The sequence below is a fragment of the Kluyvera sp. 1366 genome (assembly GCF_054823405.1).
Map to the genome: position 1 here is coordinate 26,770 of NZ_JBTRDW010000006.1, position 23,876 is coordinate 50,645.

Annotated in this window: 27 protein-coding genes; 13 read left to right on the top strand and 14 right to left on the bottom strand. The window is 54.3% G+C overall.

Annotated elements, in window-relative coordinates; all coding sequences use genetic code 11:
• Positions 1–105: 105 nt before the first annotated feature.
• The 5 genes from pdxY to anmK form a co-directional block, all read right to left on the bottom strand.
• On the bottom strand, positions 106–966 hold the full coding sequence (gene pdxY / locus ACVLVH_RS14240; RefSeq protein ID WP_101764534.1) for a pyridoxal kinase PdxY: 861 nt from the start codon (positions 964–966) through the stop codon (positions 106–108).
• 56 nt (positions 967–1,022) lie between these two features.
• The gene (gene tyrS, locus ACVLVH_RS14245; protein ID WP_008110275.1) at positions 1,023–2,297 is read right to left on the bottom strand and encodes a tyrosine--tRNA ligase; all 1,275 of its coding nucleotides are present in this window, start codon (positions 2,295–2,297) and stop codon (positions 1,023–1,025) included.
• A 139-nt stretch (positions 2,298–2,436) separates the two neighbouring features.
• Complete coding sequence (pdxH, locus tag ACVLVH_RS14250) at positions 2,437–3,093, bottom strand: pyridoxamine 5'-phosphate oxidase (protein WP_101764536.1); 657 nt, start codon at positions 3,091–3,093, stop codon at positions 2,437–2,439.
• A 20-nt stretch (positions 3,094–3,113) separates the two neighbouring features.
• Positions 3,114–3,443: an MliC family protein gene (locus ACVLVH_RS14255; RefSeq protein WP_192411930.1), complete on the bottom strand. Its 330-nt coding sequence runs from the start codon at positions 3,441–3,443 to the stop codon at positions 3,114–3,116.
• Between the two features lie 9 nt (positions 3,444–3,452).
• Positions 3,453–4,574, bottom strand: a complete 1,122-nt coding sequence (gene anmK / locus ACVLVH_RS14260; RefSeq protein WP_192233669.1) for an anhydro-N-acetylmuramic acid kinase — start codon at positions 4,572–4,574, stop codon at positions 3,453–3,455.
• Positions 4,575–4,849: 275 nt separating this feature from the next.
• Here anmK and slyB point away from each other — a divergent pair, with 275 nt between their 5' ends.
• Positions 4,850–5,317 carry an outer membrane lipoprotein SlyB gene (slyB, locus tag ACVLVH_RS14265; RefSeq protein ID WP_008110282.1) on the top strand — a complete coding sequence of 156 codons (468 nt, stop codon included), beginning with the start codon at positions 4,850–4,852 and terminating at the stop codon, positions 5,315–5,317.
• Between the two features lie 40 nt (positions 5,318–5,357).
• Here slyB and slyA read toward each other — a convergent pair whose 3' ends face one another.
• The gene (slyA, locus tag ACVLVH_RS14270; RefSeq protein ID WP_007892783.1) at positions 5,358–5,795 is read right to left on the bottom strand and encodes a transcriptional regulator SlyA; all 438 of its coding nucleotides are present in this window, start codon (positions 5,793–5,795) and stop codon (positions 5,358–5,360) included.
• A gap of 151 nt (positions 5,796–5,946) precedes the next feature.
• Here slyA and ACVLVH_RS14275 point away from each other — a divergent pair, with 151 nt between their 5' ends.
• From ACVLVH_RS14275 to ACVLVH_RS14285, 3 genes are read left to right on the top strand one after another with little or no spacing between them, the layout of a single operon-like run.
• Positions 5,947–6,183, top strand: a complete 237-nt coding sequence (locus ACVLVH_RS14275; RefSeq protein ID WP_008110284.1) for a DUF1656 domain-containing protein — start codon at positions 5,947–5,949, stop codon at positions 6,181–6,183.
• Positions 6,184–6,189: 6 nt separating this feature from the next.
• Positions 6,190–7,047 (top strand): efflux RND transporter periplasmic adaptor subunit, encoded by an 858-nt coding sequence (locus tag ACVLVH_RS14280; protein ID WP_192411931.1) that lies wholly within the window; start codon positions 6,190–6,192, stop codon positions 7,045–7,047.
• 7 nt (positions 7,048–7,054) lie between these two features.
• A complete protein-coding gene (locus ACVLVH_RS14285) occupies positions 7,055–9,055 on the top strand; it encodes an FUSC family protein (protein ID WP_192411932.1) in 2,001 nt (666 codons plus the stop codon).
• Here ACVLVH_RS14285 and ACVLVH_RS14290 read toward each other — a convergent pair whose 3' ends face one another.
• The 4 genes from ACVLVH_RS14290 to ACVLVH_RS14305 form a co-directional block, all read right to left on the bottom strand.
• Positions 9,056–9,523 carry a hypothetical protein gene (locus tag ACVLVH_RS14290; protein WP_101764541.1) on the bottom strand — a complete coding sequence of 156 codons (468 nt, stop codon included), beginning with the start codon at positions 9,521–9,523 and terminating at the stop codon, positions 9,056–9,058.
• Between the two features lie 130 nt (positions 9,524–9,653).
• Complete coding sequence (gene sodC / locus ACVLVH_RS14295; protein WP_101764542.1) at positions 9,654–10,172, bottom strand: superoxide dismutase family protein; 519 nt, start codon at positions 10,170–10,172, stop codon at positions 9,654–9,656.
• Positions 10,173–10,252: 80 nt separating this feature from the next.
• Positions 10,253–11,149, bottom strand: a complete 897-nt coding sequence (locus ACVLVH_RS14300) for an aldo/keto reductase (RefSeq protein WP_192411934.1) — start codon at positions 11,147–11,149, stop codon at positions 10,253–10,255.
• Between the two features lie 71 nt (positions 11,150–11,220).
• On the bottom strand, positions 11,221–11,460 hold the full coding sequence (locus ACVLVH_RS14305; protein WP_008110296.1) for a DUF1289 domain-containing protein: 240 nt from the start codon (positions 11,458–11,460) through the stop codon (positions 11,221–11,223).
• A gap of 228 nt (positions 11,461–11,688) precedes the next feature.
• On the opposite strand from ACVLVH_RS14305, the gene eptA reads away from it, so the two are divergent.
• The 5 genes from eptA (at position 11,689) to rnt (ending at position 16,394) form a co-directional block, all read left to right on the top strand.
• Positions 11,689–13,326, top strand: a complete 1,638-nt coding sequence (gene eptA, locus ACVLVH_RS14310) for a phosphoethanolamine transferase EptA (protein WP_280172752.1) — start codon at positions 11,689–11,691, stop codon at positions 13,324–13,326.
• A gap of 39 nt (positions 13,327–13,365) precedes the next feature.
• Positions 13,366–13,962 carry a TetR/AcrR family transcriptional regulator gene (locus ACVLVH_RS14315; RefSeq protein WP_192411936.1) on the top strand — a complete coding sequence of 199 codons (597 nt, stop codon included), beginning with the start codon at positions 13,366–13,368 and terminating at the stop codon, positions 13,960–13,962.
• A gap of 49 nt (positions 13,963–14,011) precedes the next feature.
• The gene (locus ACVLVH_RS14320) at positions 14,012–15,109 is read left to right on the top strand and encodes an alkene reductase (RefSeq protein ID WP_137385682.1); all 1,098 of its coding nucleotides are present in this window, start codon (positions 14,012–14,014) and stop codon (positions 15,107–15,109) included.
• Between the two features lie 101 nt (positions 15,110–15,210).
• Positions 15,211–15,618 carry a lactoylglutathione lyase gene (gloA, locus tag ACVLVH_RS14325; protein ID WP_007892766.1) on the top strand — a complete coding sequence of 136 codons (408 nt, stop codon included), beginning with the start codon at positions 15,211–15,213 and terminating at the stop codon, positions 15,616–15,618.
• Positions 15,619–15,725: 107 nt separating this feature from the next.
• A complete protein-coding gene (rnt, locus tag ACVLVH_RS14330; RefSeq protein ID WP_101764547.1) occupies positions 15,726–16,394 on the top strand; it encodes a ribonuclease T in 669 nt (222 codons plus the stop codon).
• A 35-nt stretch (positions 16,395–16,429) separates the two neighbouring features.
• On the opposite strand, the gene ACVLVH_RS14335 is transcribed toward rnt, so the two are convergent.
• Positions 16,430–16,765, bottom strand: a complete 336-nt coding sequence (locus ACVLVH_RS14335) for a Grx4 family monothiol glutaredoxin (RefSeq protein ID WP_175501675.1) — start codon at positions 16,763–16,765, stop codon at positions 16,430–16,432.
• Positions 16,766–17,129: 364 nt separating this feature from the next.
• Here ACVLVH_RS14335 and ACVLVH_RS14340 point away from each other — a divergent pair, with 364 nt between their 5' ends.
• Positions 17,130–17,921 carry a C40 family peptidase gene (locus tag ACVLVH_RS14340; protein WP_192411937.1) on the top strand — a complete coding sequence of 264 codons (792 nt, stop codon included), beginning with the start codon at positions 17,130–17,132 and terminating at the stop codon, positions 17,919–17,921.
• A gap of 56 nt (positions 17,922–17,977) precedes the next feature.
• On the opposite strand, the gene cydH is transcribed toward ACVLVH_RS14340, so the two are convergent.
• Positions 17,978–18,067, bottom strand: a complete 90-nt coding sequence (gene cydH / locus ACVLVH_RS14345; protein WP_007892756.1) for a cytochrome bd-I oxidase subunit CydH — start codon at positions 18,065–18,067, stop codon at positions 17,978–17,980.
• Between the two features lie 274 nt (positions 18,068–18,341).
• Here cydH and purR point away from each other — a divergent pair, with 274 nt between their 5' ends.
• Positions 18,342–19,367, top strand: a complete 1,026-nt coding sequence (gene purR, locus ACVLVH_RS14350; RefSeq protein ID WP_008110309.1) for an HTH-type transcriptional repressor PurR — start codon at positions 18,342–18,344, stop codon at positions 19,365–19,367.
• Here the strand turns inward: purR and punR are convergent.
• Complete coding sequence (punR, locus tag ACVLVH_RS14355; RefSeq protein WP_101764625.1) at positions 19,364–20,275, bottom strand: DNA-binding transcriptional activator PunR; 912 nt, start codon at positions 20,273–20,275, stop codon at positions 19,364–19,366. The genes purR and punR overlap by 4 nt on opposite strands.
• A 110-nt stretch (positions 20,276–20,385) precedes the next feature.
• On the opposite strand from punR, the gene punC reads away from it, so the two are divergent.
• Both punC and cfa read left to right on the top strand, forming a co-directional pair.
• A complete protein-coding gene (gene punC / locus ACVLVH_RS14360; protein ID WP_192411939.1) occupies positions 20,386–21,588 on the top strand; it encodes a purine nucleoside transporter PunC in 1,203 nt (400 codons plus the stop codon).
• Between the two features lie 302 nt (positions 21,589–21,890).
• A complete protein-coding gene (gene cfa, locus ACVLVH_RS14365; RefSeq protein WP_192411940.1) occupies positions 21,891–23,039 on the top strand; it encodes a cyclopropane fatty acyl phospholipid synthase in 1,149 nt (382 codons plus the stop codon).
• A gap of 51 nt (positions 23,040–23,090) precedes the next feature.
• On the opposite strand, the gene ACVLVH_RS14370 is transcribed toward cfa, so the two are convergent.
• Positions 23,091–23,735 carry a riboflavin synthase subunit alpha gene (locus tag ACVLVH_RS14370; protein ID WP_110866030.1) on the bottom strand — a complete coding sequence of 215 codons (645 nt, stop codon included), beginning with the start codon at positions 23,733–23,735 and terminating at the stop codon, positions 23,091–23,093.
• Positions 23,736–23,876: the final 141 nt, after the last annotated feature.

Sequence of the window (23,876 nt, forward strand, 5' to 3'; positions counted from 1 at the left end):
TATTCTTCGTCGGGTCGCTATCAGTGCGTACGCCCCAGATCGTTGGATCGTCATTCATGGTGAGCTGAATGGCAGGTGCGCAGGACTGCGCACCTCACGGGGAGTTTACAGCTTTTCAGCGGCGAAATGCTGTGTCGGCTTGGCAATCGCATCCTGCGCGGCCACCAACTGCAATTCGTACTCGCCCATTTCGTGGGTTTTCAGCATCACTTCATAAACCGCCGCGGTGATGTGCTCGAGCGCATCCTGCAGCGACTTGCCGTGCAGCAGATCGACCAGCAGCAGACCGCTGGTGAGATCGCCCACGCCAACCGGCTGACGCACGCCAAAGTCCACCAGCGGACGGCTGATGTGCCAGCATTCATCGGCGGTCACCAGCAGCATCTCAAAACGATCGCTACGACGTCCGGCACGCGCCAGATGTTTCACCAGCACCACTTTCGGGCCTTTGCTAATCAGTTCTCGTGCCGCAACCACCGCTTGCTCAACGTTGGCCACTTCATGGCCGCTGAGCATCTCCAGCTCCAGCAGGTTCGGGGCGATGATGTCACTGGCAGGCAACGCCATTTTGCAGTGAAACTCCGCCACGCCCGGCGCCACGATGCAGCCTTTCTCCGGATGGCCCATCACCGGATCGCAGAAGAACCACGCATGCGGATTGGCTTCTTTCACCAGACGCACGATCTCCAGAATCTGTTCGCCCTGCTCCGCCGATCCCAAATAGCCGCTCAGCACCGCATCACAGGTTTTCAGGCGATCAACCGCCGCAATGCCTTTGACGATGTCGGTCAAATGCGTGGCGGGCATCACGGTGCCGGTCCAGTGTCCATATTGAGTGTGATTAGAAAATTGCACGGTATTCAGCGGCCAAACGTTTGCGCCCATGCGGCGCATCGGGAATTCGGCAGCGCTGTTACCGGCGTGTCCGTAAACAACGTGAGATTGAATTGCGAGAATATTTTTCATTTTGCCCTGTACTGCTGTCTTGCCATAAAAAAGGGCCGGAAGCCGGCCCTGAACGCTTACTGCCAGTTAATCAGGCAGTAATGTTTTTTACCGCGACGCAACAACGTGAAACGTCCAAACAGTTTATCGCTGTCGCTGAAACGGTACTCCGCATCTGACTGTTTTTCGCCATTCAGCGATACCGCGTTAGAACCGATCATGGTGCGCGCCTGGCCGCGTGATGGCACCAGCTCAGCCGCCACCAGCGCCTGCTGCAGATCGTCTTCTGCCGTCAGCGTGATGGTTGGCATGCCGTCCTGCGCCAGCTGCTCGAAGTCCGCTTCGGTCATCGCGCTCAGGCTGCCGGAGAACAGGCTCTCGGTGATGCGTTTTGCCGCAGTTAAGCCGCTTTCGCCGTGCACCAGACGCGTCACCTGCTCAGCCAGCACGTATTGCGCGCGTGGCGCTGTGCCGCTGTTTTTGTCTTCTTCTTCCAGCGCATTGATCTCTTCAATGCTCATGAAGGTGAAAAACTTCAGGAAACGATATACGTCGGCATCCGCAGTGTTGATCCAGAACTGGTAGAACTTGTATGGACTGGTTTTCTTCGCATCCAGCCACACTGCGCCACCTTCGGTTTTACCGAACTTGGTACCGTCAGACTTGGTGATCAGCGGTACGGTCAAGCCCCACGCCTGCTGCTGATGCAGACGACGCGTCAGATCGATACCGGAGGTGATGTTGCCCCACTGATCGGAACCGCCAATCTGTAGCACCACATCGTGACGCTTGTTCAGCTCCGCAAAGTCATAACCCTGCAGCAGGTTGTAGGAGAACTCGGTGTAAGAGATGCCCTGATCTTCGCGGTTCAGACGCTGTTTCACCGCTTCGCGGTTGATCATCTGATTCACTGAGAAGTGCTTACCGATGTCGCGCAGGAAGGTCAGCACGTTCATGCCGCCAAACCAGTCGTAGTTGTTCGCGGCAATCGCGCTGTTGTCGCCGCAATCGAAGCTGAGGAAAGGCGCGACCTGGTTGCGGATCTTATCCACCCACTCGCCAACGGTTTCAGCGGTGTTAAGTTTACGTTCTGCTGCTTTAAAGCTGGGATCGCCAATCAGACCGGTGGCACCACCCACCAGCGCGACCGGCTTGTGTCCGGCATCCTGAAAACGTTTCAGGCAGAGCAGCGGCACCAGATGGCCCAAATGCAAGCTATCAGCGGTAGGATCGAAGCCGCAATAGAGTGCAATTGGCCCTTGCGCCAGTCGCTCTGCTAACGCTTCTTCATCCGTTACCTGGGCGACTAAGCCCCTTTCTTGCAATTGTTGTATCAGGTTACTGCTGGTCATCACTGACTCCAAATTGATCAGACTGCACCTAGGCTGGTACACAGCTTTCCGCTGACGTGCGGAGACGAAAAAAAAGAGGGCTATAGCATAAAGCGCTGACGCCAACTGCGCCAGCGTTGAAAGGGGATAAAACGCAGTTTTACGGGGCTAAACGGTCAATCGACCAGCCATTGTCATTACGCTGGTAGAGGAAGCGATCGTGCAGGCGATGTTCGCCGCCCTGCCAGAACTCCACGGTGTGGAATCTAACACGATAGCCGCCCCAGAAACTCGGCAGCGGCACGTCGCCCTGCTGGAATTTCTGTTTGAGTTCGAGGAACTTGCCTTCCAGCACGCCGCGCGCCGAGATGCGGCTTGATTGCTTCGACACCCATGCGCCAATCTGGCTATCACGCGGGCGGCTGCTGAAGTACTTCAGTACCTCCAGCGGCGACAGTTTTTCCACTTCGCCCAGCACCATCACCTGACGCTCAAGGAAGTGCCATGGAAAGTGCAGCGAAATACGCGGATTCTCTGCCAGCTGCAGCGCCTTGCGGCTGCCGAGATTGGTATAGAACACCATGCCTTGCTCATCGTAATGCTTCAGCAGCACAATGCGCTGATAAGGTTGGCCGCTGCTGTCAACGGTGGCGACCGTCATTGCCGTCGGATCCGGCAACTGCGCGGTGCAGGCCTGCTGCAGCCACTGCTCAAACAGCGCCAAAGGGTTATCGGGCAGATCTTTACGTCGCAGCCCGCCGCGGGTGTATTCACGACGCAGATGGGCAATATGTTGCAAGCTGTCACTGTCGCTCATGCTGTTTCTCTTTCTCACGTTTACTGAACGGAGGTATCCGCGTTCTGCAATTCACAATCATTAATCACGATTTTGTTATTACGTTCAACAAAAGCGCCATTGCCTTTTGACCAGAAGACGTAAGTGCCGTCGCTGTAGCGCGCGCCAGAGGCCGACACCGTTTGTGCCAGCGTCAGAGGCTTACCATCCAGAATAAAGCTCACCTGCTGCTTCGCGTTATCCTGAGTGACCGTCAGCGGCAAAGTCCCGCACTGATAGCGCAGCTGTTGCGGCGCCTCTTCCTGCTTATGCATCATGCCGCAGCCACTTAATAGCGCCACGCTGCTCAGTATCATCATTATTTTTTTCATTTTTACCTCTTAACGACCAAGTCGGGGATTGGCGGGGTAAATTGCGCCCAATACGCTCATGTCCCGCGCGCCCGTTACCGCTGGCAGGTTGCCCGGTAACCCATTTAATGTGCGAAACGCCAGCCACGCAAAGGCCAGCGCTTCCATATCATCACCGCTGATGCCCGCTTCGTCGGTGGTACCGACTTCCGTTCCCGACAGATGCGTGGCCAGCCGCGCCATCAGCAGTGGATTTCGGCTGCCACCACCGCAGACCAACAGACGATCGCAACCGTCGTTGAGCTGCACCTGCTGCGCAATGGTTAACGCCGTCAGCTCGGTCAGCGTAGCCTGTACATCCTGTGGCGCCAGCGCCGGGAAACGCTGCAACTGCTGCTCGATCCAGCTGAGATTGAAATATTCGCGCCCGGTGCTTTTTGGCGGCGGCAGGGCAAACCACGGATCGCTGAGCATCAACTCCAGCAGCGCTGGAACCACCTGTCCGCTGCGCGCCCAGGCGGCATCTTTGTCGTACGGCAAACCTTTATTGCGCCAAATCCACGCATCGATCAGCATATTGCCCGGCCCGGTATCAAAACCGCGTACCGGCTGGCCGGGGATCAGCAGTGACAGATTAGCGATGCCGCCGATGTTCAGCACCATGCGGCGCTCAGCGCTGTCCATTAATAACGCCTGATGGAAAGCCGGCACCAGCGGCGCGCCCTGCCCGCCGAGCGCCATGTCGCGGCGACGAAAATCCCCAATCACCGTGACGCCGGTTGCCGCCGCGATCTGGTTGTTATCGCCAATTTGCAGCGTATTTGGCGCATCACTTTGCGGCTCATGCCACACCGTTTGTCCGTGGCAGCCAATCGCCATGATGTCGCTGGCCTCCAGCGACTGCTGGTGCATCAAGGTTAAAACCGCCTCGGCGAACAGCTTGCCCAGCCGCGTATCCAGCTGCCCGAGCTGCGACAGCGTCAAGGTTTGCCCCTGACAAATGGCCAGCACCTGCTGGCGCAATTCCTGCGGGATGGGATGACAATAGCTGGCCTGCTGCGCCACCATTTGACCATCAATGGCCGCCAGTACCACGTCCACGCCATCAAGGCTGGTGCCGGACATCACGCCAATATAGCGTCCTGATTTCATAGCGGTTCACTCCCTTAACATCGTCTGGCTTAAGCCTGGCAAATTACCGGGTCTAATTCTATGATAAAATTCCGCTTTTCAGCGTCACTGCACAGTGCATTCCAGCTCAGAAATATTTTCGTTGGGTAATTGAATTTTTGTTGAGGGACGATGGTCTATGCTTCGCCCCAGCCGCGTTTTATACGGACTTAGCGTCATTTGCCAGTTTTCTGTCTTATACTCTGTGCAGTACAGGATGAGAAACATGGCGTTTTTTTGCATTAAGGAGCGTTCTGATGATTAAGCGTTTTGTAGCCGTGGCGTTGACCGGCTTAACTCTGGCAGGTTGTGCCAACGACAGCACCCTTTCCGGTGACGTTTACAGCGCCAGCGAAGCTAAACAAGTACAAAGTGTTTCCTATGGCACGCTGGTTTCTGTTCGTCCGGTGAAAATCCAGGGCGGCGATGAAAACAACGTGATTGGCGCAATTGGTGGTGCAGTACTGGGCGGTTTCCTCGGTAACACCATTGGCGGCGGCAGCGGTCGCAGTCTGGCAACCGCTGGCGGTGCGGTACTCGGTGGCGTAGCCGGTCAGGGCGTTCAGGGTGCGGTCAACAAATCTGACGGTGTCGAGCTGGAAATCCGCAAGGATGATGGCAACACCATCATGGTGGTGCAGAAGCAAGCTGCCACCCGTTACTCGGTTGGCCAGCGCGTCGTGATGGCGTCAAACGGCAGCCAGGTTACCGTTTCGCCACGTTAAGCGAACAGATAAAAAAAACCGACGCCTGGCGTCGGTTTTTTTATTTCTCGCGGTTATGAAACTCAAGAATGTTTTTTTCCAGCCGCGCAATCAGCGTCACCATCTGATTGATCTCCTCCAGGCTGATGCCGGAAAGAATGTCATCGCGCGTGGCATCAATTACATTCTCAACCTGCTCGATAATTGGCTCAGCCTGCTTGGTCAACTTGATGCGCTTGGCGCGACGATCGTTGGCGCAGGTCGCGCGGGTGATCAATCCTTTCTCTTCCAGCTGATCCAGCGTGCGCACCAGTGAAGGCTGCTCAATGCCGATCGCTTTGGCCAGCTGAATTTGAGACTGCTCTGGCGGGAGTTGATGAATATTGTGTAGCGTCACCCAGTGTGTTTGTGTCAACTCAAGCGGTTTTAAACGCTGATCGATTAACGCGCGCCAAATGCGCACCAGACGAGACAGATCGGTTCCCAAGGGCGTATCCATTGCATCTCCTTATAATTAGCTTGCTAGCTATTAAGCCAGATTTTACACTATTCTGCGAGTTTACCTGGCAAATTACAAATACCAGGCCTGCATATACGCTTGCCGTCTACGCGCTATTTAGATGATTCCCGGTCAAAAAGGATGATGACACGTGTCCCTAACCGCCTTTTCCCCCAGCGCGCCGCTTACCGACCTGGTGTTCGGTGCGTCGCTGTTTTTTCCGCCGCTGTTTAAAGCGGTGTTACTCGGTTTCTTTTTCTGGTTGTTGATTCACCCGCTGATACGCGGCTGGATCTACTCTGGCGATGTCTGGCATCCCACCTTGATGGACCTTTCCCTGTTTGTACTGTGCGTCGCTGGCGCATTGTGGTTACTGAGCCTCGGATAAATCACTATGAAATTCAACCCTTTTAAGTATTTTTCAACCCTGGTGATTTTTGCGCTGGCCCTGCTTGCCGGATGGTGGATGTGGAATTACTACATGCAATCGCCATGGACGCGTGACGGCAAAGTGCGCGCCGAGCTGGTGGATATCACGCCGGAAGTGTCCGGTCGCATCATCGCTCTGGAAGTGCGCGACAATCAGTTCGTGCATAAAGGCGATGTGCTGCTGAAGCTCGATCCGGTGCCGTGGCAAATTGCGCAGGCCAACGCCGAAGCCCAACTGGCTAAAGCGCAGGCCGATCTGGCCAAAGCGCAGCATGAAGCCAATCGCCGCGCCAGCCTGCCGCGCAACGTTATTTCAGCGGAAGATATGGATGCCGCCCGCTTAACCGCCAATGCTGCCGCAGCGACGGCAAAAGCGGCGCAGGCTAGCCTCGATCAGGCACGCTGGAATCTTGAGCAAACCACCATTACCGCGCCCACCGATGGCTGGATCAGCAACCTGACGCTGCGCACCGGCAACTATGCCAGCGCCGGTACGCCACTGTTTGCGCTGGTCGACAGCCACTCTTACTACGTGATGGGCTATTTCGAAGAGACTAAGCTGCGCCATATTCAGCCCGGCGCAGCCGCGCAAATTGTGTTGTACAGCAACGGCGCACGCTTGCAGGGTACAGTGGAAAGTATCGGACGCGCCATTTATGACCAAAGCGTCGCCAGCGATGGCGGGCTGGTGCCGGATATCAAGCCTAACGTGCCGTGGGTGCGCCTGGCGCAGCGCGTGCCGGTGCGTATTCGCTTAGACGCGTTGCCGGAAGGCGTGCCGCTGGTGGCGGGCACCACCTGCACCATCTCCATCGCCCACTGAGGTTGTGATGAATTTTCAGTGGCTGGCCTGGCAAAATCTGCCATGGATAAAAGCAAGTTGGGGCGAGTGGCGCTACGCGCTGCGTAATGGCATCGCGATGTGTCTCGCCTTGACCATCGCCTATGCGCTGCAACTCGATCAACCTTACTGGGCCATGACCTCGGCGGCGGTGGTGAGTTTTCCCACCGTCGGCGGCGCCATCAGTAAAAGTCTGGGGCGCATCGTTGGCAGTTTGCTCGGTGCCAGCGCCGCGCTGCTGATCGCCGGACACACGCTGAACGAACCCTGGCTGTTTGCCTTTTTCATGGCCGGGTGGCTGGCGTTCTGTACCTGGATCGCCAATCACTATCAAAATAACGTGGCCTACGCGTTTTCGCTGGCGGGTTATACCGCCGCCATCATCGCTTTTAGCAGCGTCAACATCACCGATGTCACTCAGCTGTGGGATATCGCCCAGGCGCGCGTGTGCGAAGTGATCTCCGGCATCCTGTGTGCCGGATTGATGATGATGATTCTGCCTAGCACCTCAGATGGCAACGCGCTGATGAGTTCACTGCGTCAGATGCACGCGCGTTTGCTGGATCATGCGGTGTTATTACTGCAGCAAAGCAGCACCGATAACGTGCGCACCGCCCATGAGAATGTCATTAGCCAGATTCTCACCATGAACCTGCTGCGCATTCAGGCGTTCTGGAGCCACTATCGCTTCCGCCGCCAGAACAACGTGCTGAACTATGTGCTGCACCAGCAGTTGCGTCTCACCAGCGTACTCTCAAGCCTGCGCCGCATGTTGCTGAACTGGCCCGATGCGCCACCCGAACTTTACGACGCCATGGCCAAACTGTTGCAGGAACTGGCGCAGCCGCAGTGCGACAAATACCGTTTGGCGCTGATTCTGCGTGGCATCACGCCATCAGCAACCGGTGATTACCGTCAACGCGCCTTCGTCCAGCGACTGCGTTATTTCTGCTGGGTGTATCTCAATGTGAATCGCTGGATTCGCCTGATTGAACGCGCCGATGCCGATACCCGTTTTCAGCCGCCGTATGCGCCCTCGCTGGCGCGCGAAAGCGACAGTGCTGAAGCCGGCTGGAGCGCGCTGCGCACCTTCAGCGTCATCATGCTGGGCTGCGCCTTTTGGATCACCACGCAATGGGATTCCGGTGCCGCCGCCCTGACGCTTACCGCCATCGCCTGCGTGCTTTACTCCTCCGCGCCCTCGCCCAGTGGCAGCGTCTCGCTGTTGCTGAAAACCTTGCTGTGGCTGTCGCTGTTTAGCTTTGTGCTGCAGTTCGGTTTGATGGTGCAAATCAGCGCGCTGTGGCAGTTTTTACTGGTGCTATTCCCGCTGCTGCTCACCTTGCAGTTGTTCAAACTGCAGCAGAAGAAACGCGCCGGGATGTGGGGGCAATTCATTGTTTTTATGGGATCCTTTATCGCCGTCACCAATCCGCCGGACTGGGATTATCAAAGCTTCCTCAATGACAATATCGCCAAGGTGTGCGGCGTAATGCTGGCGTGGCTGGCGTTTCAGGTGCTGCGTCCCAGTTCCGATGCGCGTCGCAGTCGTCGGCATATTCGTGCCCTGCGCCATGCTTTTCTCGATCAGCTTCGCCGCCATCCGCGCCTGAGCGAAAGCCATTTCGAATCACAGATTTATCATCATATTAGCCAGCTCAGTAATAGTCGTGACGAGCAAGCGCGCGTCTGGCTGCTGCGCTGGGGCGTGGTGTTACTGAACTGTTCCCACATTGTCTGGCAGCTGCGCCAATGGCAGCCGACGTCGGCTACGCTCAGGCAAATGCGTGATAGCAGCCTGCAGGATCTGCAACGAATTATAAGTCTGCGCGGGGTGCATCACACCGCGCTGCAGGCCACGCTGGATGAGCTGGAAACCCTGATTGAGCAACTGCAGCAGCAACAGGAGAGCGAAGCCAATACGCTGGCGGGCATTTTGTGGCGACTGCGCTGCTCACTGGCCCAGTTAGCGCAGGCGGTACCGGATTGATTACTGGCAATATTGCGTGGTTTGACGATTAAAATCATCCTGCAACTGCTGCAGCGATTTCTGTCCTTCAAAGCGGGTTTTATCCTGATCGGACATCGGTTCAATCACCAGCGCCTTCTCTTCTGAAGAGTAGATAAAGCGGCGATACAAAGTGGTGCCGGTGAAACTTTTGCCCTGAATACCGCCGCACACCACTGTCATCGCATGACGATAAGTTTCGCTGTGGGTGAAGTTGGTTTCGGTGGCGCTGCGCAAGACATTTTCGCAGCCATTGGCTTCGAGCCGATGAAGGGTGTGCTGGGTCAGCCATTCACGGCCACGCGCAATTTTCTCACAGCCGACGCGCAGCGGATTGGTATCAATGGTGCGTTGCAGTTGTCGACTGGCATCTAAACGCAGCTGTGTGTCGTTGGGTTGATCGCATCCCACCAGCAATAAACATAACAACATCATCCCACGCGCTTTCATTTCTGCCCCTGAAGGTTTTATTCCTGAATCAATATCATAGGATGGAAAAACCGCGGAGAGTAGCAAGAAAATGGGTCAACTTTTTTCAGCGTGAGGAAAGGGGGGCGACAAGCTGCTGCCGCCCAAAGCATTAAATTACGCCGCAGGCAAAACGCGCCCCGCCGCCGCCAAGCGGTTGCGGATGGTCGGCATGATTATCGCCGCCCACATGCACCATCAAGGCTTTACCTTTGATTTCACTCAGGGATTTGATGCGTGGCGCAACGACCGGATACGTCGCCTTGCCATCTTCTGTTACAAACAGCGCGGGTAAGTCGCCAAGGTGACCATCGGCATACGGGCCAAGATGCTTGCCGGTTTTTTGCGGATCGAGATGTCCGCCCGCCGCACCGGCCGCCACCGTTTTACCGTCCGACTCGCCCGGTTCACAGCTGCCTTTAGCATGGACGTGGAAACCATGAATGCCGGGTTTCAGGCCGCTTAACGCTGGGGTAAATTGCACACCGTATGGCGTTTCGCTAAGCGTGACGGTGCCAATCGCTGCCCCGATGCCTTGCGCCGTGGTTTCATGCAGCGTGACTTCTTCTGACGCCGCCTGCGCACCCGCGGCGCAGGCCAGAGCCAGCATAACAATGAGGGTTTTCTTCATAACGTCTCCTTACGGTTAGATTCCCTCTAAGCCTGGACTGCTTTCATCCAGGCTGCCGTAATTTGACGCAGCTTTACGCTTTAGGGCACATCGTAGCCGATGGCGGCTTTACGGATGCGGAACCATTGCTGACGATCCAGCGTCAATTGGCACGCGCCAACCGCCTCTTTTACACGTTCGATTTTACCTGATCCAATAATCGGCAGCGGACGGCTTGGCAGTTTCATCACCCATGCATACACCACCTGCTCGATATTGCTGGCGCCGATCTCCTGCTTCACCAGCTCCAGCTCATCGCGTAGCGGCTGATAATGCGGATCGTTAAACAGGCGACCGCCGCCGAGGCATGACCACGCCATTGGGCGAATGCGATTTTGCTGGCACTGATCGAGTGAGCCATCCAGCAGCGACGTTTGCTCCAGCGGAGAGATCTCCAGTTGATTGGTGACCAGACTGAACGGCAAACGCGATTGCAGCAGCGTGAACTGCGAGGTGGTGAAGTTGGAGGCGCCAAAATGGCGTACTTTGCCGCTCTGATGCAGCGCCGTAAAGGCTTCTGCGATTTCATCCGCGTCCATCAACGGATCCGGGCGATGAATCAACAGCAAATCGAGGTAATCGGTATGGAAATGGCGCAGCGAATTTTCGGCGCTGTGCAGAATGTGGCTGGCTTCGGTGATGTAGTGTCCAATGCGGTGCTCAGGCTTTGCGCGCGTCGCAATGCCGCATTTGGTGACGATTTGCAGCTTCTCACGTAACCCTGGCGCGAGGCGCAGCGCGGCACCAAAGGCGGCTTCACATTGGTAATCGCCGTAGATGTCGGCGTGATCGACGGTGGTGATGCCCAGCGCTAAATGGTGCTCAATAAACTGCACCACTTGCTGCGGCGTCATGCCCCACTCCATTAAACGCCAGTAACCGGCGATCAGCGGTGAAAATGAGGGTCCCTGCGGTGCAATAGCCTGCGCTTGTAACATGGTTAAACTCCCTAAACACGGTTCCAGATGACGAAAGCGGGAGTATAACGGAAAGGCAAATCATCGTTTTCTTAAAACAGTTCCGGTTGTTGTGGATCATGATCTTCATCCACTTTTTGCTGCCGTTGCAGGCGCAAAAAGCGTTGCCGGCACAAGCGAAGCACATCGCGCTTTTGCGCATCGCTGAATTTCATCCAGTTAAAGCGCTCTTCCCGGCTGCGTAAACAGCCACGACAATAGCCACGCGCGTCACTCTGGCAAATACCACGACACGGGCTGGGAACGGGGAAGAACTCAAGTTGCTCGGCCACATCCACTCCGCAATTAACATCTCATATCATATTGATAACAGCTTAATGACATTGTGCAAAGCGTAGACGCCCATTGCGCATAATCAAGCCATTACGGCGTCTGGTTACGCCTGTTTACCAAATAGCCAGCATTTATCGGATTTGGATGGTTTATGTTTACTCTTGGTTAAGGTTTTCCTCAGCTTGTCTTCATACGATTGTCACACGACTTCTTACCGTTGAGTTTTCATGAGATTCCCGACCACCCTGCAGTGCGGCACCAGCGGATTTAACCTTATTGCTGCGCTGTTCTTCGCACTAGTTTTAAATGCCCTGTTCTTGCTGCGTGCATGGGAAATGATCCCTTACGATCAGTTCCACGATTATCTGTTCGCCGCCAGTATTCCGCTGGTGCTCGCCTCGGCTTTCTATTTTCTTTTCTCGCTTGCTGCCTGGCCTTATCTGCGCAAGCCGTTGCTGATTGTGCTGGTGTTCGTCAGCGCCGCCGCCAATTACTTCATGCACAGTTTTGGCACGGTGATCGACACCAATATGATGCAAAATGTCTTTGAATCCGACCCGCAGGAAGCCTCAGCGTTGTTCAGCAGCCGCTATCTACTCTGGATGTTATTGATGGGGATGGTGCCGGTGGCGCTGATTTGCGGCGTGCGTATTCGTCGTGGACCGCGCTGGTGGTGGAATCTGCTGCAACGCCTGACGGGCGCACTGGGCGCAATATTGGTGATACTGCTGATGGCGGCGCTGTTTTACAAAGATTACGCCTCGCTGATTCGCAATAATAAAAACCTGATCAAGATGATTACCCCGGCCAATATCGTCAGCGGCACCGGCCACTATGTCGATCAACGCTATCTGCAAGGTAGCCAGGCGCTGGTGAAAATCGGTGAAGATGCACACAAAGGTCCGTTAATCTCCACAGCGACTAAAAAAACGCTGGTGGTGTTAGTGGTGGGTGAAACGGCGCGCGCCGAGAACTTTTCGTTGGGTGGTTACGCGCGAGAGACCAATCCAGAATTGAAAAAACAGCAGGTAATTTACTATCCCAACGCCAGTTCCTGTGGCACAGAAACCGCCATTTCGGTGCCCTGTATGTTCTCGAATATGCCTCGCATGCATTACAACGCCAATCTGGCGCACCACCAGGAAGGCGTACTCGACGTCCTCGCCCATGCGGGCGTAAGCGTACTGTGGCGCGAAAATGATGGTGGCTGTAAAGGCGCCTGTGAACGCGTGCCGCACACCGATATGACGCAGTGGAAACTGCCGCAATATTGTCACGATGGTTTTTGCCAGGATGAGGTGTTGCTGCATCGTCTTGATAACTATATTGCCAGCCTGCACAACGACGGCATTATCGTGCTGCATCAGATGGGCAGCCACGGCCCAGCCTATTATCAGCGTTATCCGGCTGAGTTCCGCCGTTTCACGCCCACCTGCGACAGCAAGCTGATTCAGGATTGCGATCATCAGGCGCTGGTGAATACTTACGATAACTCGCTGCTGTATAGCGACGACATGCTGAGCCGCACCATCGATAAGCTTAAAGGCCTAAGCGATCGCTTCAATGTGGCGCTGGTTTATCTCTCCGATCACGGCGAATCGCTTGGCGAGCGCGGGATGTATCTGCACGGCGCGCCTTACCTGTTTGCGCCTGCGCAGCAAACACACATTCCTCTGCTAATGTGGATGTCACCGGGATATGCGGCGGCGAACCACATCAATGATGCCTGTTTACGCCAGCAAGCCGCCGACGCCAAGGTTTCGCAAGATAATCTTTTCCATACGGTTTTAGGCATGTTCAATATCCAGACGCAGCAGTATCAGCCGCAGCTGGACATGATCAGATCGTGCCAAACTGCCGCCTGAGGGTTGCGTTAGACTGACTGGTCTAATAACCTGCGCCCCATGAATAAGACTCTGCAACGCAACGATACCCGTGAACATCTGCTCGCTATTGGCGAGCAGGTTTGTTTACAGCGCGGCTTTACCGGCATGGGTTTGATCGAGATGCTGGCGCTGGCAGAAGTCACGAAAGGCTCGTTCTACCACTATTTCGGTTCAAAAGAGGCCTTTGGTGTGGAGCTGATTGAGCGCTACTTCAGCCATTTCCAGCAGCAGATTGATCAGCAGTTGAGTCTGCCCGATTTAACGCCGACCCAGCGCCTGTTAGCGCATTTCCGCTATGGCGAACGGCTGTTTATCGAGCAAGGTCATATTGTTGGCTGTCTTGGCGTAAAGTTGTCAGCCGAAGTGTGCGATCTCTCTGAGCCGATGCGCGATGCACTGCAACAGGGTGCCAACGCCATTATCGCTGCCTACACGCGCTGTTTGAATGAGGTGGCGGCTGAGCAGCCGCTGCCGTTTGGGCAAACGCCGCAGCAGCTGGCGCAGCGCTGCTACTTGCTGTGGCTCGGAGCCAGTTTGCAGAGCAAGATTTCCCGAGAGCCGGGCCCGATTAGCCTGGCACTCGACACCATCGAACAGTGGCTGATAAGTCACTGATTTTTAAAACCCCATTTACTAGACGACCGGTCTTCCTGGAGCAATCAATATGGCGAGTAAGCAGCTGTTCTCCCCACTTAAAGTGGGCGCGATTACCGTACCGAACCGCATTTTCATGGCCCCGTTGACGCGTCTGCGCAGCATTGAGCCGGGCGATATCCCTACGCCGCTGATGGCAGAATATTATCAACAGCGCGCCAGTGCCGGTTTGATCATCACCGAAGCCACCCAGATCTCTTTCCAGGCGAAAGGCTATGCCGGTGCGCCGGGTCTGCACACACAGCAGCAAATTGCCGCGTGGAAAGTGATTAACGAAGGCATTCATGCCGCCAACGGTCACAGCGCTGTACAACTGTGGCACACCGGCCGCATATCTCATAACAGCGTGCAGCCCGAAGGCAAAGCGCCGGTCGCCCCATCCCCCCTAGCGGCAGGTACGCGCACGTCCCTGCGCGCCGCGGATGGTTCTGTTTATCGTGAAGACACCTCAGTGCCACGCGAGTTGTCAGTGGCTGAAATTCAGCAAATCGTAAAAGATTTTGGTCAGGCCGCCGCCAATGCGCGCGAAGCCGATTTCGACCTGCTGGAGCTGCACTCCGCGCACGGCTATCTGATGCACCAGTTCCTCGCACCAGGTTCAAACCAGCGTACCGATGAGTACGGCGGTTCGATTGAAAAGCGTGGCCGTTTCGCGCTGGAAGTGGTGGATGCAGCGATCGCCAACTGGTCTGCCGATCGTATTGGTATCCGCGTTTCGCCAATCGGTGCTTTCCAGAATCTGGACAATGGCCCGGAAGAAGAAAAAGCGGCGCTGTGGTATATCGCCGAGCTGGGCAAACGCAGCATCGCCTATCTGCACCTTTCTGAGCCAGACTGGGCGGGCGGACAGCCTTACAGCGATGCATTCCGTGAAAAAGTACGCGCCCTGTTCCCTGGCGTAATCATCGGTGCCGGTGCTTACACCGTTGAGAAAGCCGACGATCTGATTGCGCGTGGCCTGATTGACGCCGTGGCCTTTGGTCGCGACTTTATCGCCAATCCGGATCTGGTTGCCCGTCTGCAGCAGGATGCGCCACTCAATCCGCAGCGTCCTGAGAGTTTTTACGGTGGCGGCGCGGAAGGTTATACCGATTATCCAACCCTGTAAGAAAATGGCTGCCGCGGCGGATAGGCGGCAGCGTTATTTCATCAGTGTGTATACTAAGTTGCTTGTCATGCACTGATGACGTTTTAAAAAAAGAGGATGTTATGCGTTTACTTCACACCATGTTACGCGTTGGCGATTTACAACGTTCAATCGATTTCTACACCCGCGTGCTCGGCATGCGCGTACTGCGTCAAAGCGAAAACACCGAGTATAAGTACACCCTGGCATTCGTTGGCTACACCGAAGAGAGCGAGGGCGCGGTGATTGAGCTGACTTACAACTGGGGCGTGGATAAATACGATCTCGGCAACGCTTACGGCCATATCGCGCTGGGCGTGGACAATGTCGCTGACACCTGCGAACGCATTCGCAGCGCGGGCGGCAACGTAACGCGTGAAGCGGGCCCGGTAAAAGGCGGTTCGACTATCATTGCGTTTGTTGAAGATCCAGACGGCTACAAAATCGAGCTGATTGAAAACAAACATGCCGGTCACGGCTTAGGCAACTAAGGTTGCCCGTCAGCCTGCTATTTGCAGGCTGACTTCCCTCTCCTGCTGCACCCTCCTGCGATTTTTGCCATAATGCGCGCTGCCCTATTTATTGCCATGAGATCCTGATGTCTGAATCGAACGCTTTAAACGCTCTCCACCAACGCTTCCGCGGTTTTTATCCTGTTGTGATCGACGTTGAAACCGCGGGTTTCAATGCACAAACCGATGCACTGCTGGAAATTGCAGCCACCACGCTGAAAATGGATGAAGACGGCTGGTTGCACCGCGATGAAACGCTGCACTTCCATGTGGAACCGTTTGAAGGCGCCATTCTGAATCCTGCGGCGCTGGCGTTTACCGGCATCGACCCCACCAATCCGCTGCGCGGTGCGGTAAGTGAATATGAAGCCCTGCACGCGATTTTTAAAATGGTGCGCAAAGGCACCAAAGATAGCGGCTGCAATCGCGCCATTATCGTGGCGCACAATGCCACTTTCGATCTCAACTTCGTGATGGCGGCCGCCGAGCGCGCCAGCCTGAAGCGCAATCCGTTCCACCCGTTTGCCACTTTTGATACCGCGGCACTGAGCGGTTTAGTGCTGGGGCAAACCGTGTTGGCGAAAGCCTGTAAAGCGGCGGGAATGGAGTTTGATAGCACGCAGGCGCATTCGGCGCTGTATGACACCGAGCAAACCGCGACGCTGTTCTGTGAGTTGGTAAACCGCTGGAAACGCCTGGGCGGCTGGCCGCTGGCTTTCAGTGAAGAATCCGCAGACGAGGCGTCTGCCGAGTAACTAAAGAAAAGGCCGACATGTGTCGGCCTTCTGCATTATTCCGCTTCTTTATACTTCTCAGCGGTCTCTTTCAGCAGTGGCTGAAGTTCACCGCGCTGGAACATCTCAACGATGATGTCGCAGCCGCCGACCAGTTCACCGTCGACCCACAGCTGCGGGAAGGTTGGCCAGTTAGCGTATTTCGGCATTTCAGCGCGAATATCCGGGTTCTGCAGAATATCCACGTAAGCGAAACGCTCGCCACACGCAGAAAGCGCCTGCACGGCTTGCGCCGAAAAACCACAGCTTGGCAGCTTTGGCGAACCTTTCATGTACAGCAGAATCGGGTTTTCTGCGATCTGACGCTGAATTTTTTCAACAGTACTCATTATTGCCTTCCTTAATCTTCTACTTCGTGTTTGTTTATTGTAGCGATTTCGCTCCCGGACTGAAAACGGGATTTTGCGTTTGCACTGGCTAATCGCCATGTTTGTTAAGTTAACGCATGACAAATAACATTTTCATATCATTAATTGGCATTAATAAATTAATAATTAGCAATAATTTCGCTGTGTTAACCAGCTGAAATCGCTCATTTTTGCTACAGAATCAATCTGGTAACATATTAATAGAAAAAGGCCTTACCTTTTGTAAAAAAAGTGGATTAGAATTGCCTCGGCGCTGGTCACTTGATCAGATTTCTCTCACTTTTCCGCAGTCTGCTTTGATTCAGCCTGCTTAACCTGTAACCGGATTATGCGTCTACTAATTACGCTTTTCATACTGGCTTTAGCCCAACTGTTCTTTAATGTGGCCGCTGCATCTCCGCATGCGCCCGTTAACGCCAGTTCGCTTAAAGCAGAGAAAAAGAGCGCACGTGAAGACGAGCGCCGCAAACGACGTCCGGTGAAGACCACCACCAAAAAATCGCGCCTGACTGCTGTTCAAAAATTCAAACTCAAAAAACAGAGCAAAACAGAAACCGCGCTGCACAAAACCACCAGCAAAAAATCCCCGTTAAAACTTTCTGCTAAGAAATACGGTCATCAACGTTTAGCGAAGAAAACGCCAGAGATCGCCGTCAATGATGAAGCCTTAGCGCTGACCGGCATCAAAATGAGTAAAGCGCACCGTCAGCGTTATCAAAAAGCGCGTGAAACGGCGATGACCAAATTAATGGGTCAACTCGGCAAACCTTATCAGTGGGGCGGCGCTTCGCCACACACCGGTTTCGATTGCAGCGGCCTGGTGTGGTACGCCTATAAAGATCTGGTGAAATTCAAACTGCCACGCACCGCCAATGAGATGTATCACCTGCGTGATGCGGCACCGATTAAGCGTGAAATGCTGGAGAAAGGCGATCTGGTGTTCTTCCGCATCAACAATCGCGGTACCGCCGACCATGTGGGCGTTTATCTTGGCAATGGCAAATTCATTCAGTCGCCGCGTACCGGCAAAGATATTCAGATTAGCGCATTGGGTGAGGATTACTGGCAGAAACACTATGTGGGCGCGCGTCGTATGATGACGCCAAAAACCATTCGCTAGCTGTTGCGCAACAGACATAAAAAAGCCGGATGCTGTTGTCAGCTCCGGCTTTTTTGTTAATGCATGATCGCGGTAAAGCTGAAGGCGATAATCATCAACAGTGCGCCAACAGTGGTCATTAGCGCCAGCTTCAGGTCGGTATTCATCACAACTCCTTAGTCACACAATTATTAGGGTTAAGACGATTTTCGCATAGCAATAGGCAAAAATCTCGTGTTATCCGCGCCAGCTTGCTAGAATCGCCGCCTTTCGTTGCGCAACAGATTTTGCGCAGGCTGTATTTACAGCGTGATGAAGTGATTTCGCCTGCTAGAACATACCGTTTTGCCCGCTTTTTTGGGCTGTAAAAGCATTAGCAGACGCAAACGTTTAACAATATACTTATCAGTAAGTTGCGATAAGCCCAGGAGCACCATTTTCATGGCAACAATTAAAGATGTCGCAAAACGCGCGGGTGTCTCAACCACCACGGTTTCGCATGTCATCAACAAAACGCGTTTCGTTGCGGAAGAGACGCGTAACGCCGTATGGGAAGCGATCAAAGAATTACATTACTCGCCAAGTGCCGTGGCGCGTAGTCTTAAAGTCAATCACACCAAAACCTTGGGTCTGCTGGCGACCTCCAGCGAAGCGCCCTACTTCGCTGAAATTATCGAAGCGGTGGAGAACCGCTGCTTCGAACGCGGCTATACGCTGATTCTCGGCAATGCTCACAACGATCTGCAAAAGCAGCGCGCTTACCTGTCGATGATGGCGCAAAAGCGCGTCGACGGCTTGCTGGTGATGTGTTCGGAATATCCAGACGATTTGCTGCAGATGCTGGAAGAGAACCGCAATATCCCCATGGTGGTGATGGATTGGGGCGCGTCACGCGGTGATTTCACCGATACCGTGCAGGACAATGCATTTCAGGGCGGCTATCTTGCCGGGCGTTATCTGATTGAACGTGGCCATCGCGATATCGGTGCCATTCCTGGCCAAATGGAGCGCAACACCGGCGGTGGACGTCATGCTGGCTTCCTGCAGGCAATGAACGAAGCGGGCATTACAGTGCGTCCGGAGTGGGTGGTTCAGGGCGACTTTGAGCCTGAATCGGGCTATCAGGCGATGCAACAGATCTTAAATCAGAAACAGCGTCCAACCGCGGTGTTCTGCGGTGGCGATATCATGGCGATGGGCGCGATTTGCGCTGCTGATGAGATGGGTTTGCGCGTACCGCAGGATATCTCGGTGATTGGCTACGATAACGTGCGCAACGCGCGCTATTTCACACCAGCGCTCACCACCGTGCACCAGCCGAAAGCTGAACTGGGCGAAAAAGCGCTGGAAATGCTGCTGGATCGCATCACCAGCAAGCGCGAAGATCCGCAAACTATCGAAGTCCAGCCAACGCTGATTGAACGTCGTTCGGTGGCGTACGGTCCGTTCCGCGACTACCGCCGCTAAGCCGACACTTCGCTGAGCCATTCGTGGTTCAGCGTTTCCGCATCCCCGAGATAAGCCAGTAACCACGCCAGCGCCGGTGACGCGCGCTGTTCTGACCAGCTAACGCAGCACGGACTGTCCGGAAACGCCTGCGGTAGCGCCAGCTCGACCAGTTTTTGGCTGTCCAGCAGTGGACGCGCCAAATGGCCAGGCACCATGCCGACGCACAATCCTGCCAGCAAACAATCCATCCCGGTTTCCCACTCTGGCACCACCAACCGCCGCTGATTATCCAGCGTCCATGTCATACGGCGCGGTAACGCACGCGAGGTATCTTCCAGCACCAGCGATGGCCACGCCCGCAAGGTTTCATCATCCAGCTCCTTGCTGTTAACCAGCGGATGATCAGGGCTCACCACACAACGCCAGTTCAGCGCGCCCATATCCTGAAAGGCAAAACGTCCGCCCACCGGAATGGCCTGGGTTGCGCCAATCGCCACATCCACCCGACCATCAGCCAACGCATCCCACACGCCGTTGAACACTTCGTAGCTGATAATCAGCTCCATATCGGGAAAATGGCGATAGAAGTCCTTCACTAACTGTCGCGTGCGCTGCGGTTTTACAATGCAGTCAACCGCGATGCTCAACTCGCCGCGCCAGCCATTTGCCAGTTGCTGACACTGTCGGCGAGTGGCCAGCATTTTTTTGATAACAGATCGGCCTTCCCGCACAAAATGCTCGCCCGCCGCTGTCATCACCACTTCCCGATGCTGGCGCTCAAACAGCGGCACCGCCAGCCAGGTTTCCAGCTGGCGCACAGTATAACTGACGGCAGAGGGCACGCGATGCAGTTCCTGCGCTGCCGCGCTAAAACTGCCGGTGCGCGCTACTGCATCCACCACTTCAAGCGCATATTCTGACCACATAAATTTGCCTTCAAAAATTTTAACAGCACCATGCAAATATTAGCGTTTCACAAAGCGCGCCGCATCCTTTTACACTCCCCGGCGTTCACCCTGCCCAAAAGAGAATCAACATGTTGTCATCTAAAGCATTTATGCCTTATCTCGCCGTGCTCAGCATGCTCGGCTTTCTTGCCACGGATATGTATTTGCCCGCCTTTGGCGATATGCAGCGTGATTTTGCTAGCGCACCCGGCACCATCAGCGCCAGCCTGAGTCTGTTTCTCGGCGGTTTTGCCTGTGCCCAGGTATTTTGGGGACCGCTATCAGATCGTTATGGACGTAAGCCGATTTTGCTGGCGGGCCTTGCCATCTTCGCCCTCGGTTGTCTGGGAATGCTGTGGGTGACCGATGTCCGCCTGATGCTGGCGCTGCGTTTTATGCAGGCGATTGGCGTGTGTGCGGCTGCCGTAAGCTGGCAGGCGCTGGTGGTGGATCACTATCCAAAAGCGAAAGCCAATAAAGTGTTTGCAACGATTATGCCGCTGGTTGCGCTGTCGCCGGCGCTGGCACCGCTGCTCGGCGCCTGGCTGATCGGCCACTTCCACTGGCGCAGCATCTTTATCACGCTGACGCTGGTTGCCGTAGTGTTGCTGATCGGTACGCTGCAATTAACCTCGCCTAAGCGCGAGAAAGTTGCCTCAGGCAAACAACCCGGCTGGTTGACTTTGCTGGGTACCCGCGTCTACAGCGGTAACGTCTTAATCTATTCGGCATGTTCGGCGAGCTTTTTCGCGTGGCTGACGGGCTCACCTTTCATTCTCGCCGCAGCTGGCCTGACGCCGGGTGATATTGGCCTGAGCTATATTCCGCAGACCATTGCGTTTCTGATTGGCGGCTTTGGCTGCCGCACGCTGTTAAATCGTTATCAGGGCGCGCAACTGCTGCCGTGGTTGCTGGTGCTGTACAGTCTGAGCATCCTAAGTCTGTTTGTCATCGCCCTGATGCCTTCAGCGCCGCTGTTTGTGCTGCTGATGCCCTTCTGCGGCATGGCGCTGGCCAATGGCGCGATCTATCCGATTGTGGTGGCCAGCGCATTAGCGCCCTTCCCGCACGCCACCGGTAAAGCGGCAGGATTACAGAATTTATTCCAGTTAGGATTGTGCTTTGTCGCCAGCCTGCTGGTCTCCGCCGGCCTTGAGCAGGCGCTGTTCAACACCACATTAGTGATGGTGGCCACCGTGGTACTGGCGTGGGTGGGCTTTGTCTGCCAGCGATCGGCAAACGCACAAAGTGATATTGCCCACAATTCCCGTCCCTGCGAAGATAATCTCTAAGCCAACGCTTTTCGTTAGCAAACTAACGATAACCCGTTGAATATTGACCCACGTGAGCATATACTCAGTGGGTCAGTAATTCTGTATTAAATCAATAATATAAATGTAATACCTTTAGCGACTCTGTCGCGGGATGGCGTCTGCACGATACTCCAGTGCGGCGTCCAACTTTTCTATTCAAATTCATGCCTCTGTAAAACGTCGGATTTCTGGCGCACGGATTTTCCGTGAGTTCTCTCACAGGTCTTGGGAAATTGGCTATTCTTTTTCTCAGGTTCAGATCGGAAGGTGATGGAGAAGCTATGAGTTCATCTGTTATAGAAGAATTGAGCCTTGAAGAAAACCACTGGTTTCGGATCGTCAATGAACTGCTAGAGCGTGCTGATATTGCAGTTAATGGCACTCGTCCCTGGGATATTCAGGTAAAGCATCCAGATTTTTTTAAACGCGTGCTCGAGGAAGGATCGCTCGGATTAGGTGAAAGTTACATGGATGGTTGGTGGGAGTGCGAACAGCTTGATATGTTCTTCCATCGCGTTTTAAAACACCATCTGGATAAACAATTACCGCGGCATTTTAAAGATACGTTGCGCATCGCCGCCGCGCGTCTTACTAATTTGCAATCGAAAAAACGCGCCTGGATTGTGGGTAAAGAGCATTACGACCTGGGTAATGATCTATTCTCACTGATGCTTGACCCCTATATGCAATATTCCTGCGGCTACTGGAAAGATGCTGATACGTTGGAAAACGCGCAGCAGGCCAAACTGGATATGATTTGCCGCAAGTTACAACTTGAACCGGGCTTGACGCTGTTGGATATCGGTTGTGGCTGGGGCGGACTGGCGGAATATGCCGCACGCCATTATGGCGTCACGGTGCATGGCGTCACTATTTCTGCAGAGCAACAAAAACTGGCACAACAACGCTGTGAAGGACTGGATGTCACTATTTTACTGCAGGACTATCGCGACCTGAATAATCAATATGATCGCATTGTTTCTGTCGGAATGTTTGAACATGTCGGGCCGAAAAACTATGCCACTTATTTTGATGTTGCTGACCGCAATCTCAAACCAGACGGCATATTTTTACTGCACACCATTGGTGCCCTCACAACGGATATGAATGTCGATCCGTGGATTGATAAATATATCTTCCCGAACGGTTGTCTGCCGTCGGTCCGTCAAATCGCTGATGCCAGTGAGCCACATTTCGTCATGGAAGATTGGCATAACTTTGGCGCAGATTACGATACGACGTTAATGGCATGGTATGAACGTTTTCAGGCGGCGTGGCCGCAGCTGGCTGAGAAATATGGCGAACGTTTTAAACGAATGTTCGACTATTATCTCAACGCCTGCGCCGGTGCGTTTCGTGCCCGTGATATTCAGCTGTGGCAGGTGGTATTCAGTCGTGGCAAGGATGGCGGATTACGCGTAGCGCGTTAATGAGCTTGCAGAAATAAATCAAGGCGCCGCAGGGCGCCTTTTTTAACGCCATTATTCTGCGCTGGCAATCTGCGCCAGTGCAGCGGCTTCACGCTGTGCTAATACGCGCTCAACGGTTTCCACAATAGCCTGCGTATGAGGATCAATCTCAATATTGACCTTTTGACCAAACTTCTTCGCGCCTAACGTGGTGCGCTCGAGGGTTTCCGGAATCAGATGCACACAGAACTTGCTTTTGGTAACGTCGCCAACGGTCAAACTAATTCCGTCGATACCCACAAAACCTTTATGCAGAATATATTTGATCTGCGTGGCATCCTGTAATTTAAACCAGATTTCGCGGTTGTTTTCTGACTGGATGATTTTGCAAATTTCCGCCGTGGTCATAATATGGCCAGACATCAAATGGCCGCCAATTTCATCACTGAACTTCGCTGCACGCTCAATATTCACCACATCCCCGACCTGTAATTCACCCAGGTTGGTAATGCGCAATGTTTCTTTAATCAGATCGAAGCTAACCCGATCGCCATTAATCTCAGTCACAGTCAGGCAGCAGCCGTTGTGGGCTACCGATGCGCCCAGCGCCAGTCCCGGTAACAGCTCATCCGGTAAGCGCACAATATGGGTACGAAACAGATCTTTCTCTTCAATGCCGACAATTTCTGCCGTGCCTTGCACAATTCCAGTAAACATAATCTTAGCCTCTGCAAAGTTTGCGTCAGTTTATCACAGCTTGTCGGCGGCAGCTTAATTTGGCGGAGTTCAAACTTTACACAAATTGCTAAACAAAATGCGATCAACGTTTGGCGGAAGCCAGCGCTGCCGCTACACTGT